Genomic DNA, 12,981 nt, shown 5'->3' on the forward strand with positions numbered 1-12,981 from the left:
GGTTTATGTTTAGTAAAAGAACGTAAATTTAATTATTTTTAATATGCTTGTAACAAAAATTGTTACTATTCGTCTTCCTTTTATAAACCAATAACAAACCCAAGACCGATTATGAATCAGTCAGACTTCATAAAAGTCATCACTCCTTTTAAAGACCGGGTGTTCCGGTTGGCAAAACGATTGCTTGTAAGCACCGAGGAGGCTGAAGACGCTACGCAGGAAGTCCTAGTTAAGCTGTGGAACAACAAAGGTAAGTTAGAATCTTACTCAAGTGTGGAAGCCCTGGCAATGACCATGACAAAAAATTACTGCCTGGACCAGCTCAAATCAAAAAGAGCTACAGAGATGCGTATAGTACATAGTAACTATACCGACAGGCAGGCAGGATTGCAACAGCAAACCGAAGACCGCGATAGCTGGAGCTGGGTTGAGAAGATTATGGAAGCGCTGCCCGAACAGCAAAAAATGATATTGCAAATGCGGGATGTAGAACAATATGAATTTGAAGAGATTGCCAAAATTATGGATATGAATGAGACCGCCGTTAGAGTGGCGCTCTCCAGAGCGAGGAAAATATTGAGGGAAGAACTTACAAAAACACACAGTTATGGAATTAAGAACAATTGAAATATTACTGGATAAATACTTTAACGCAGAGACTACTATTGCCGAAGAGCAGGATTTAAAGCTTTACTTCTCTTCACACAATGTGGCGCCACATCTGGAGCAGTACAAACCTTTGTTTGGGTATTTTTCTAATGAAGGAAAACAACAGTTTGACAAACCGCTGCCATTAAAAGCTAAAAAACGTTATGGCGCATGGATATCGGTTGCGGCAAGTGTTGTGCTCCTTGGCGGAATGCTTACACTATACAATTCGGAACAGGCTTCTCAGGATGAGCTTGGTACTTTTCAGGATCCTGAAGTAGCTTTTAAAGAAACCCAGAAAGCGCTAAATATGCTGTCTAAAAATGTAAATGTAGGTATGAGCAGTGTACATTATGTTACAGGTGAATACGAAAAATCTAAAGAAACAATTTTTAAAGAAGTAAAAGAAAAAAAATAACATCATGAAAAAGTTTATAACAACCTTGGTACTGGCAGCTATGCCGTTTGTTACCTTTGCGCAAAATAATGCTTTCAGCAAATTTGAAGATGTAGATGGTATACAGAGTATAACAATCAACAAAGAAATGTTTGATATGTTTAGCAGTATAGGAGATTCTGCCAGTGATGAAAAAACAAAGAGCTATTTTGACATGGCGGGCGATATTGAAAATCTTAAGGTATATATTACTACCGAAAAGAGATACAAAAAGCAGATAAAAGACGCGGTTGCCGATTATTTAAAAGGTAATGCGATGGAGCAGTTAATAAGTATTTCTGATAACGGTTCCAAAATAAAAATCTATGTAAAACAGGGCAGCAGCGAGTCTATTATAAAAGAAGGCCTTGTGTTTGTAGAGAATGACGAGAAAAAAGAAGAAGCCGTACTGATATCTTTTACAGGTAATGTAAACCTTAAAGATCTAAAAGATTTTAAGGGTTTTAAAGGCAGCAAGGGCGATAAAGGCGCTAAGTAAAAAATGAAACAGAAACAAAGTAATACAACTACAACAACTATGAAAAAGTTAATAATCACATTACTATTAGCAGTACTTCCATCATTAATTTTTGCACAAACCACAGCGTTTGACAAATTTGAGAAAGACGGTGTTGATGCAGTAATAGTGAGCAGGAAAATGTTTGAACTTATGGGTAATGTAAAAATGGACCCTAAAGATAAAACTGCCCAGCAATATCTTGACCTCATAAAAAAACTTGATAACCTTAAAGTGTACAGCACTACAAACGGCAAGATAGTGTCTGAAATGAAAAGTACTGTTGACGGTTACCTGAAAAAATACCCTCTTGAAGAGCTAATGCGTATTAATGAAGGAAACAGGACAATAAAGATATATGTAAAATCAGGTGCTACCTCGTCTCAGGTAAAAGAGCTGCTTATGTTTATGGAAGGGGGAGGCCCTAAAGACAGTACGGTACTTATGTCGCTTACCGGTAACTTTGACCTTAGCGAAATATCTTTCCTTACTGATTACATGAAATTGCCGGGCGGTGCTGCTCTAAAAAAAGCATCTAAAAAATAAAGCTATGAAAAGTCATTTATATATGTTCGCTGCTCTAGTATTATTACTGACATCGTGTGACAGGAAACTAACTTTGCAAAAATACTTTGTAGAGAAGGGTGAAGCTAAAAACTTTTCGGTTGTAGATATAGCGCCAAGCTTTATGAAAACAGATAAGCTTGATCTTAATGAAGACCAAAAAAAAGCACTGGACGCCATGCATAAGCTTAATGTATTAATATTCAAGTCTGATAAAAATAATGGTAAAGCTTATGATACTGAAAAAGCAACCATAAAAGAGGTTTTAAAGTCAGATCATTATGATGAATTGATGAAAATGAACTTTGGTGATGGCGGTTTATCTGTAAATACTAAAGGCGAAGGCGAAAATATAGAAGAATTTGTTTTGTTTTTACATAATAAAGAGAGTGGTTTAGGCGTTGTAAGAGTATTGGGTGATGATATGACCCCACAGGATGTAATGACAATTGTTGGATTACTGCAACAAACAAAGACAGGCAACGGTCAGTTCCAGCAATTACTTAATATAATGAAAAAGAATTAAATTGAGCTAGTTAAAATTGAAAATCCCTGTCAGGAAACTGACGGGGATTTTTGGTTATTTTATCTTTATTACATCCTAGCTTTTCTTCCAATATTTATAAGGGAACAACAACATTCCAAAACATTCACCATGCTCTTTATTAATATGTTTATGGTGCATTTTATGTGCACGGCGTACTGCTTTACCATAGCGGCTGTTGGCATTACGGAAAATTTTAAAACGCTGGTGTATAAAAATATCGTGTACTAAAAAATAGGTAAGTCCGTAGGCAAAAATGCCAAGGCCTATTGCCAAACCAATTGCAAGAATATCATAACGCCAAAGCAGAAAAAAGCCAATACTTACCAGTGCGTAAAAAATGAAGAATGTATCATTGCGCTCAAACCAGGAATCATGATCTTTACGATGATGGTCTTTATGCAGACTCCATAAAAAGCCATGCATTACATATTTATGGGTAAACCACGCCATAAATTCCATAATGAAAAAGGTTAGTACAAAAACAAGTATATACAGCCACATAATGGAAATTTTTTAAATGATATTTAATCGGTAATTTACATAGCATTTTGCTAAGAGCCCTATTTTTTCGTAGTCAGGAACACGAATACGCGTAGCCCTTATTTGAAGCGGGGGAGTATTTTTAAGCTTTTTAAGCAGTTTTTTATAATAAACATAGGCAGTATATACCCCAAATTTTGCTTCGGCAGGCAAACGGACTATTCCTTTATAGCCTTCTGCAAGATCAGCTTCAATTTCAGCTATGATCTGGGCTTTAGTTTTATCATCTATTTCACTTAGGTTAAGCATAGGGAAATAGTTGCGTTCCAATTCTTCAGTATCGGCTTTGAGGTCACGTAAAAAATTAACCTTTTGAAATGCCGACCCTAATCGCATAGCGTACGGTTTAAGCTCATTATAGCGTGCATTGTCATTGCCTGTAAATACTTTAAGGCACATAAGGCCTACAACATCGGCACTGCCATAAATGTACTCATTATATTCTTCAAATGATGAATAGTCTTTTTTAATCAGGTCCTGCTTCATGCTTTTCATAAATGCACCTGTAAGGCTGCTGTCAATATTATATTTTGCAGCTGTGTGCTGGAAAGCATTTAAAACAGGATTCAGACTTATACCATCATGAATTGCTTTATCAAGGTCATTTTCAAAAAGTGCAAAAAGCTCTTCTTTATTATAATCGTGAAATGAATCTACAATTTCATCTGCAAATCTCACGAAACCGTAAATATTATAAATGTCCTGCCTTATAGAAGGGGCAAGCATACGAACGGCAGAAGAAAACGAAGTGCTGTAAGCACGGGTTACATTTTTGCTGCAGTCAAATGAAATTTTGTCAAAAATAGCTTTCATATTGGTTGCTTTACGGTTTTGTTAATTGCATTTGTATTATATTTTTCTATCAGTCCGGCCACAAGTTTACCTGATATAAGTGCGGGCGGTACACCCGGGCCGGGAACTGTAAGCTGGCCTGTAAAGTAAAGGTTTTTTACTTTCGGGCTTTTTAGCTTGGGTCTTAAAAAGGCAGTTTGAAGCAGCGTATTCGCCAATCCGTATGCATTGCCTTTATAGGAGTTGTATTCTTTTACGAAATCATTCAGGCAGAAGGATTCCTTAAATATAATATTTTTTTTAACTTCCTGGTTAGTGAGTTTTTCTAAACGGGTTATTATTTTGTCAAAATAACGTTCTCTTAATTCCGGAGTATCTTCAATGCCCGGTGCTAAGGGAATAAGAAATATACCTGCCTCTTTTCCTTCGGGAGCACTTCCTTTGTCAGTTTTGGATGGGAAGCTTGCATAAAACAAAGGTTTTTCAGGCCATTTAGGGTTATCATAGATGTCTTTCGCATGAACATCAAAATCTGTATCGAAAAATAACGTATGATGTTCGGTATTGATTATCTTCTTGTCAAACCCTACGTAAAATAATAAGGATGATGGAGCAAAAGTTCGCCTGTTCCAGTATTGTTCTGTATAGTTACGGTACTTTTTGTCAAGTAATGTTTCGGTATGGTGGTAATCGGCGCCGCTTAAAATAACATCAGCAGTAATGGTTTCTCCGTTTACAACTATAGATCCTGCAATTCCATTCTCTACATTTATTTTAGAAACATTGGCATTGGTTACTATTTTAACGCCAAGCTCAGTTGCCAGCTTTTCCATAGCGAGTACTACACTATACATACCGTTTTGTGGATGCCATGTGCCCAAGCCAAAATCTGCAAAATTCATGAAACTGTAAAATGAGGGTGTGTCTGATGGTTTTGCACCCAAAAACAGTACAGGAAATTCAAGTATCTGTATAAGCTTCTTATTTTTAAACCGCTTTCTTATGTCTTTAGATATATTACCAAAAAATTGTCCCACTTTCAACATGGTTTGCGGGGTTATAAGTTCTAAAGCAGATTCACCCGGTCGGTAAACCAGGTCTTTTATTGCTATATCATAGTTGCTTTTAGCTTCATCTATAAATTCTTTTAATAGTTTGCCGCTGCCTTTTTCTATATCCTCAAAGGTTTTTGTAATGACATCCATATTATCGGCTATAGTCACGAAATCAAGTGTGTCAAAATAAACACTATAAGCAGGAGATAATTTTTTAAGAGTATAATAATCAGAAGGTTTTTTATTGAAGTCAGAAAAAAAACGTTCAAACACATCTGGCATCCAATACCATGTTGGGCCTATATCGAAAGTAAAGCCATCCTTTTTTAATTGCCTTGCACGGCCACCCAAAGTTGGATTTTTCTCGTATATAGTTACATCATATCCCATTTTTGCCAGATAACAGCTGGCTGATAATGATGAAAATCCTCCTCCTAATATTTTTATTTTTGTATTCATGTTTAACAAATATATTAAAATATTAAACAAAAAGTTTTAACTATTTGTTAATTGCAGTGTGTCTGTAAACTCGTCAATACTGTTAAATATCTTTATGTTTTCATTTATTAAGGCAGGGTTTATATGGTGTGCATTCTTGCCAAACAGATAAAGCATGGTGTTCTCATCATTAACAATTTCAGATTTTACAGTTCTGATGTATTGATTAATGTCTTCCGCAAAAGGATATGATATACTGTAAGTAATAAAGGTGATATTATCAAAATGATCTTTTATACTTTTTAAAAAATTAACAGGCATGCTTTCACCAATGTATAATGTTTTATAGCCATGTAAAAGCAATTCATAATTAATAAGCATAAGCCCTATTTCATGTATCTCATTTTCGGGAAGGTATAATACGTAAACTCTGTCGGTTTTAGTAGGGGGTATAAGCTGTAGTTTTTCTGTATTTGCCGCTATTTTTTGCCTGATCAGTGCACTTATAAAATGCTCGTGTGCAGGCGTTATAGTTCCGGTCTGCCATAAATGGCCTATCTCTGCCAGCAGCGGCATAAAGAATTCATAAAATATAGCCTTAAATGATTTTTCGGACTGCAGTGTAGCATAAGTAGCGGAAAATAATGGCAGGTCAAAATTCATCATTGCCATTTTAAAATTATTAAGCACGTGATTGCTCATGCTTTTATTTGAAAGAATCTCTTTTACCAATGCCGGTATTTTCTCCAAAGGCATTTTTGCTATAGCAGATATTTTATAACCAAAAGAATTAAGGGTGCTTACATTGAGTAATTTCTGTAGGTTATACGTGTCGTAATAGCGGATATTGCTTTCAGTCCGCATGGGTTCAAGCATATTATACCGCTTTTCCCACATCCGTATAGTATGTGCTTTTATGCCTGAAAGATTTTCCAGGTCCTTTATTGTAAAAGCATTTTTAATTTTGTTTGACATTATATTAAAATAATTAAACAAAATTAATTAAAAATTAAATAGAAATAACAAAAGGCTTAGTTTAAATTTTAAAAGCATAATTGGTATGTTAACTTTAGGTAAACAGTTTTATGAAATCAGTTCAAGAGAGTCTGCTTATGAGCACTTTTTAATGCTAAAAGTTTGATTGTTTGATATGCTTTATTGTAACATGCTCAAATACAGAAATAAATAAAACCTAACCTGCTCATAACTAATGTTTTTTTTGTCGAAATAATGTGTACATTTGCACCTTCAAAAAAAATATATAATGGAGTCCATTAGAAACATTGCAATCATTGCCCACGTTGACCACGGTAAAACTACACTGGTTGACAAAATCATGTACCACTGCCAGCTGTTTCGTGAAAACGAGAACACGGGAGACCTTATCCTGGACAACAATGACCTGGAGCGTGAAAGAGGTATTACTATTACTTCTAAAAACGTTTCGGTAACGTATAAAGGAACTAAAATCAACATTATTGATACTCCGGGCCACGCCGACTTTGGTGGTGAGGTAGAGCGTGTTCTTAACATGGCCGACGGTGTATTGCTGTTAGTTGATGCCTTTGAAGGGCCAATGCCGCAAACACGTTTCGTGCTTCAGAAAGCTATTGATCTTGGTCTTAAACCATGTGTTGTAATCAATAAAGTAGATAAAGAAAACTGTACTCCGGAAGAAGTACATGAGAAAGTTTTTGACCTTATGTTTGAGCTTGGCGCTGAAGAGTGGCAGCTTGACTTCCCATCTGTTTACGGTTCTGCTAAGCAAAACTGGATGAGTACAGACTGGAGAAACAAAACTGAAAATATTGAGCCGCTACTTGATATGGTACTTGAGCATATTCCTGCTCCTAAAGTATCTGAAGGTACTCCTCAAATGCTTATTACATCACTTGACTTTTCAAGTTTTACAGGCCGTATCGCGATTGGCCGCCTTCAAAGAGGTGTTCTTCGTGAGGGTATGAACATATCTCTTGTTAAGCGTGACGGTAAGATTATAAAATCTAAAATAAAAGAGCTTCATACTTTTGAAGGTCTTGGACGCAGAAAGGTAGAGGAAGTAATAGCAGGAGATATTTGTGCTATTGTAGGTCTTGAAGGTTTTGAAATTGGTGATACTGTTGCTGATTTTGAAAACCCTGAGGCATTAAAATCTATTGCTATTGATGAGCCTACTATGAGTATGCTATTTACTATTAACGATTCGCCTTTCTTTGGTAAAGAAGGTAAATTTGTTACATCAAGGCATATTAAAGACAGGTTGTCTAAAGAGCTTGAAAAAAACCTTGCACTTCGTGTTGCTGAAACTGACAGTGCAGATAAATTCATGGTGTTTGGCCGTGGTGTACTTCACTTATCTGTTCTTATTGAAACAATGAGAAGAGAAGGTTATGAGCTTCAGATCGGTCAGCCACAGGTTATTATAAAAGAAATTGACGGTGTTAAATGTGAGCCGATAGAAGAACTTACTATTGACCTTCCTGAAAATCTTTCAGGCCGTGCTGTAGAGTTTGTTACTATGCGTAAAGGTGAAATGCTAAGCATGGAGCCTAAAGGTGAGCGTATGATCGTTAAATTTAATATTCCTTCAAGAGGTATTATAGGTTTAAGAAATCAGCTGCTTACAGCTACTGCTGGTGAAGCTATTATGGCACACCGTTTCTTAGAGTATCAACCGTTTAAAGGTGAAATTCCAGGACGTTTGAGTGGATCGCTTATCTCTATGGAAAATGGTAAAGCAATTCCTTATTCTATTGATAAACTTCAGGATCGTGGTAAATTCTTTGTAGATCCTAACGAGGATATTTATGAAGGACAGGTTATTGGTGAAAACTCTCGTGGTGACGATATGGTTGTTAACGTAACTAAAACCAAAAAACTTACTAACGTTCGTTCATCTGGTGCAGATGATAAAGCAAGAATTGTTCCTGCTATCAAATTCTCTCTAGAAGAAGCTTTAGAATATATCCAGAAAGATGAGTATGTAGAGGTAACGCCTAAAAGCTTACGTCTTCGTAAAATCTATCTGAATGAAAACGACAGAAAACGTTTTAAAATAGCGTAACTACGTTGATGGTTATTATAAATAATTAACTATCAGATTATATAAAAAACGCTCCGCAACTGTGGAGCGTTTTTCTTTGATGTAGCTGTCTGATTATATTTTTTATCGTATTAGGCTAAAGTGCCCTTTCACGGTGCGTCCGTCATCTAGAGAAACTACATACCAGTAGTCGGTTGCAGGCATTCGTTCTCCGTTAAAGGTACCGTCCCAGCCTATACCTTTCGGATTTACATCTGCAATTAATTTGCCATAGCGGTCAAATACATATATCTTGCTGTTTGGGAAAAAGAATGCGTTGATACCTATAATATTCCAGGTGTCATTTACGGAGTCTTCATTTGGGGTAAAGAATTTCGGAATAGATAATATGGTAATCTCCTGAGATGTTATTCCGCATCCCTGAGTATCTTTTACATATACAGTATGAAGCCCCGGGGTAAGGTATTCAAAAAAGTTTGAATCCTGAAAAGGGCCATTAGGTTTATCGATGCTATATTGATATTCTGTTACGACACCTGATGGTGGAGAAGCTATTATAGTTGCTGTGTTATTTTCACGAAGGTCTTCAACAATGACATCATTTATAATTGCTGCATCCGAAGGCACTACTATAAAAGTTCTGTCATTGCTACAGCCCAGTTTATTTGTAATTGTAACGGTATATGCACCTGTGGAATGTATGATGATTTTATTAGTAGTTTGCCCCGTAGACCATTCATAGTCATATTGTAATGATCCTGTATCTACAGCGGTAAGTGTGAGTCCATTGGGATCATTAAGACAAAGTATTGCCTGCTCAACATTATTTACAACAGGGCTTTTTAAAGCATTTATTAAAAAACTTGTAACCTCATAACATTCAGGGGTTGCACTGTTTTGTATGCGGGCGTAAATAGTTTCAGGATTGCTATGATTTATATAAGCTGTCTCATTTAACTCTGAAACATTTTCATCGGCATCATTTATGGAGCCGAAATACTTTACAGTATGGGTTGTATTGCTCTGGCTTCCGAGTATAATAGGGGTATTTTGAGACAAATTGAAAGTAGTAATTCCATCGTTATCAGGATCGCATGACGTTATAGTGACAGGGGTATTTGCTATTGGTACAGAAGCAATAATAATATCTGTATTTGCAAAAGATATCTCTCCCTGATGTGTTATTTTTGCAACTACGGTATATGTCCCTACTGCTGCATACTGATGTGTAGTACCAATGCTTGCAGAAGGAGCGGTTAAAGGTGTTCCGTCTCCAAAATCCCATTCTACAGTGTCAAAATCGTCATCAATATTAAGCTCAAACTCTGTAATATCATTAAAACATTTTTTACGGCTTATAATACTTACCGAGAAGTAGGATGTTATAAAAGGGGGAAGGCCAAAAAATGATTCTCCGTTTCCAAGAGATAAGCCATTTTGGACATAATCGCAAAGTGTCCCGTCTTCTTCAGGAGCATTTATGACGTCTAAAGAAGGGCTGCTGACCACCGCTCTGTATATCTTTCCGTTTGGACCTAATTGAAGCGACCCGCCCTGACTTGTATTTGCAAGCAAGACATCTGGCTCTCCTATGTTTTCACTTAAAAGGTCATATTGATGTACGCCGCCAAAGCCGTTAGCATTGTCGTAAGATACATATAACTTTCTTGTTTTTTGAGAAAACTCAACACCATAAGGTAATGTGTTTTCACTTATTATTACAGGGTTTGAAAGTATTCCGGTAGTTGTATTGAAGTCATATAAGCGTACAGTTCCGTTTGTTTCTGTAGATCCTGTAATCGTTGACATCTGCATATGAGCAACGGCAATTTTTTTTCCATTAGGGGATGCTTTTATACAGCCAATGGCATTTCTTCTATAACCGGATGTTGGTATTACAGGAGCTAACTGTGTTACAACAGGGGTTTCATTAACCCCGGCCGCTGTTACCTCAAAAGCATAAAATTTATCAATAAAGTGCGTAACAACCCAGTAACCGGTCCCGTTGCTGTTTTTTAAAGCAGTAACCTTTTCAGAACATTTATATTTAATTTCTTCAATGTTTGCAGGATCATAAGTTACCAAATGTGTATTACGCGTAGTAACATCGCCAATGCTTCCGTTTGTTCCGGTAACCGATAAATCTACAATAGAATAATTAAAACCATTATTAAAACCATCATCTTCGCTTGGTACAGTACCGCCGTCTTCATAACTTCCTGTAAATTGTTCGGGATACACAGCTGCATTTTGATGGTGGGGTTCATCTACTGTAAAAATGTAGTATGTAGTATCGTCTCCTTTTTTGGGAACTATTATTGCCGATTGCGTGCTCGATGGATCTCCTAATAGTCCGGTGCCAGTATTATAATTTCCATTAGGCATCAAAACATGATTTCTGTCCCATACGTTTCTGCCATCGGTATAAAAAAGTAAATTTCCTGATGAATCTGATATGGAGCTGCAGCCTTCGTTAGTTTCTATAGCACTTCCCGTTAATATATTTACACTGCCATCATCCTGAAAATGTATTCCGGCAAAAATGCCAAAAAACCAGTTGTCTGCCTCTTTCTGGGCAAACGTGTTTAAAGATGAAAGTAATATAAAAAGATAAATACTTTTTTTCATAGCGGGGCAAAGCCTTAAAGTTACATTTTTTATCTTAAAAGTGAAAAATGTGCTTTAAATACCTTTGTAATTTCTGTAGTACCGTTATATTCTCTGTAGGTCACTGTAAACCAATAATCAGATGCGGGTAAATCTTCACCATTAAAAGTTCCGTCCCATCCTTCGCCTACAGCGCTTATTTGTTTAAGGAATTTGCCATATCGGTCAAAAATATAAATCTTCGCATCTTCCTGTTCCAATCCTATAATATTCCATGTATCACGGAAAGTATCTTCGTTAGGGGTAAAAAAGTTAGGGTAATCAATTACGCTTACTCCTGTAAGCATTATTTCTTCACAGCCATCAGGGTTTACATCTTTTATATATACTATATGGCTTCCGGGGCTAACATCCCTAAATACATTTGAGGTTTGCCAGTTTCCATCCTCATCAAGTTTGTATTCATATTGGCCATAGCCATTTACCATTACTGTTATGGTTTGCTCGTCACTAAAGGCGTTGGTTACATAATATCCTTCTTTTATAGGAGTGGCAGGGCCGCTTTTAAGCACCATTACCGGCACTATAGGAGCAGAATTACAGTTATTAGCACTGATGGCAATGACTGTATATTCTCCTTCTTCGGTAACTTCAAGTGTCGGGCCGGTTTCATTAGGTACTAATTGCCCATTATGATACCATTCAAAAGTATAAGTTGCATCAAGTCCTGTATCTATAATGTGACTGCGAAGTACATCCCCTGTAACAAAGTCGATACATAATGTACCGCTCTGCAATTGAGGTTCTGCAAGACGCTCCACATGCATGGTGAAGGTAGTGATATCATGGCATTTGCTTAGTGTAGCGGTATTGGTCACCCTTACCCAGATGGTCTGGTCATCGGCTATAGTATTGGTATAGGCTTCAGGGGTGGCTATGGCATTTTCATAGTTCTCTGCATCTTCAGGGCTGGTGTAATACGTTACCTCATAGTCTGCAGGGTCCTGCGTGCCCAGTACTTCACCTTCTACAACCGTAAGGTCCCAGGTGCTGATGATACCGTCATTGGCACCGTCATAGTCACATTCATCAAATACAGTAGTAATTGGATTGGCGATAGCGGCTTCCTCTACTAACAATGTTAGCTCTTTTACGATTATACAGCCTGTCTCGTTATTGGTTACCCTTACATATACCGTTCCGCTGCCTCCTGTTACAGGATAAGCTGTTACCGGTACTGCCGGGGTGGTAAGTGCCGCGTCTTCAAAGAAGTCTACATCATACTCATCCGCTTCATTGCCGCCAAGGGCATTGTTTACATACTCCTGGATGTTAAAATCATAGGCACCGTCGGTATTCTGCTCACAATGCGCAAATGGCTCAAGGTCGGCTACCGGCGGAAGCGGGTTAACGATAAGCGGCAGCTCAACGATCTGCGCACACATCGGCTCTGCAGGGTTGTGCGTATCAAGGGCTACACGTACCCACACTGAACCTGTCCCGCTTTCATAGGCTGAGGGGTCAGCTATCGGGTTTACTTCATTCTGCGCATCTTCCTGCGTAGTATAGTAGGTAAGTATGTAGTTGCTACCGTTATCTTTTATATCGGCTGCGGCCTGGGTAAGGTCAAATTCCTCTACACCATCGCCGTCTCCGTTGTCATCACACAGCACCAGTGCATCAGGGGTGGTATCCGGGGTTGGCAGCGGAAGTACCTTGATGGTAAGGGTCGTATAGCTCACACATCCATCCTGGGTGGTAACCTTTACAAATAATGTTTTTGGGTTACCTGCC

Annotated in this window: 12 protein-coding genes; 6 read left to right on the forward strand and 6 right to left on the reverse strand. The window is 37.5% G+C overall.

Annotated elements, in window-relative coordinates; genetic code table 11:
* Positions 1–111: 111 nt before the first annotated feature.
* Genes NHE85_RS10735 through NHE85_RS10755 form a run of 5 tightly spaced genes read left to right on the forward strand, consistent with a single transcriptional unit; the run spans position 112 to position 2,691 of the window.
* The gene (locus NHE85_RS10735; protein ID WP_252812027.1) at positions 112–627 is read left to right on the forward strand and encodes an RNA polymerase sigma factor; all 516 of its coding nucleotides are present in this window, start codon (positions 112–114) and stop codon (positions 625–627) included.
* The gene (locus NHE85_RS10740; protein ID WP_252812028.1) at positions 608–1,066 is read left to right on the forward strand and encodes a hypothetical protein; all 459 of its coding nucleotides are present in this window, start codon (positions 608–610) and stop codon (positions 1,064–1,066) included. Before NHE85_RS10735 ends, NHE85_RS10740 begins: the two co-directional genes overlap by 20 nt.
* Before the next feature lie 4 nt (positions 1,067–1,070).
* Entirely contained in the window at positions 1,071–1,583 is a 513-nt protein-coding gene (locus NHE85_RS10745; protein ID WP_252812029.1) for a DUF4252 domain-containing protein, read from the forward strand.
* Positions 1,584–1,586: 3 nt separating this feature from the next.
* Positions 1,587–2,147, forward strand: a complete 561-nt coding sequence (locus NHE85_RS10750) for a DUF4252 domain-containing protein (protein WP_308219350.1) — start codon at positions 1,587–1,589, stop codon at positions 2,145–2,147.
* A gap of 4 nt (positions 2,148–2,151) precedes the next feature.
* Complete coding sequence (locus NHE85_RS10755; RefSeq protein ID WP_252812030.1) at positions 2,152–2,691, forward strand: DUF4252 domain-containing protein; 540 nt, start codon at positions 2,152–2,154, stop codon at positions 2,689–2,691.
* 75 nt (positions 2,692–2,766) lie between these two features.
* On the opposite strand, the gene NHE85_RS10760 is transcribed toward NHE85_RS10755, so the two are convergent.
* Genes NHE85_RS10760 through NHE85_RS10775 form a run of 4 tightly spaced genes read right to left on the reverse strand, consistent with a single transcriptional unit; the run spans position 2,767 to position 6,512 of the window.
* Complete coding sequence (locus NHE85_RS10760; protein WP_252812031.1) at positions 2,767–3,213, reverse strand: sterol desaturase family protein; 447 nt, start codon at positions 3,211–3,213, stop codon at positions 2,767–2,769.
* 12 nt (positions 3,214–3,225) lie between these two features.
* A complete protein-coding gene (locus NHE85_RS10765) occupies positions 3,226–4,065 on the reverse strand; it encodes a squalene/phytoene synthase family protein (RefSeq protein WP_252812032.1) in 840 nt (279 codons plus the stop codon).
* The gene (locus tag NHE85_RS10770; protein WP_252812033.1) at positions 4,062–5,558 is read right to left on the reverse strand and encodes an NAD(P)/FAD-dependent oxidoreductase; all 1,497 of its coding nucleotides are present in this window, start codon (positions 5,556–5,558) and stop codon (positions 4,062–4,064) included. Before NHE85_RS10770 ends, NHE85_RS10765 begins: the two co-directional genes overlap by 4 nt.
* 36 nt (positions 5,559–5,594) lie before the next feature.
* Positions 5,595–6,512 (reverse strand): MerR family transcriptional regulator, encoded by a 918-nt coding sequence (locus tag NHE85_RS10775; protein WP_252812034.1) that lies wholly within the window; start codon positions 6,510–6,512, stop codon positions 5,595–5,597.
* Between the two features lie 289 nt (positions 6,513–6,801).
* Here NHE85_RS10775 and typA point away from each other — a divergent pair, with 289 nt between their 5' ends.
* The gene (typA, locus tag NHE85_RS10780; RefSeq protein WP_252812035.1) at positions 6,802–8,601 is read left to right on the forward strand and encodes a translational GTPase TypA; all 1,800 of its coding nucleotides are present in this window, start codon (positions 6,802–6,804) and stop codon (positions 8,599–8,601) included.
* A gap of 102 nt (positions 8,602–8,703) precedes the next feature.
* Here typA and NHE85_RS10785 read toward each other — a convergent pair whose 3' ends face one another.
* Together NHE85_RS10785 and NHE85_RS10790 are read right to left on the reverse strand one after the other, a co-directional pair.
* Entirely contained in the window at positions 8,704–11,208 is a 2,505-nt protein-coding gene (locus NHE85_RS10785; protein ID WP_252812036.1) for a T9SS type B sorting domain-containing protein, read from the reverse strand.
* 29 nt (positions 11,209–11,237) lie between these two features.
* Positions 11,238–12,981 (reverse strand): T9SS type B sorting domain-containing protein (locus tag NHE85_RS10790; RefSeq protein WP_252812037.1); only part of this gene is annotated, 1,744 nt, incomplete at its 5' end.

The sequence above is a fragment of the Flavobacterium sp. NRK1 genome, from assembly GCF_024054175.1.
Classification (GTDB): Bacteria; Bacteroidota; Bacteroidia; order Flavobacteriales; family Flavobacteriaceae; genus Flavobacterium.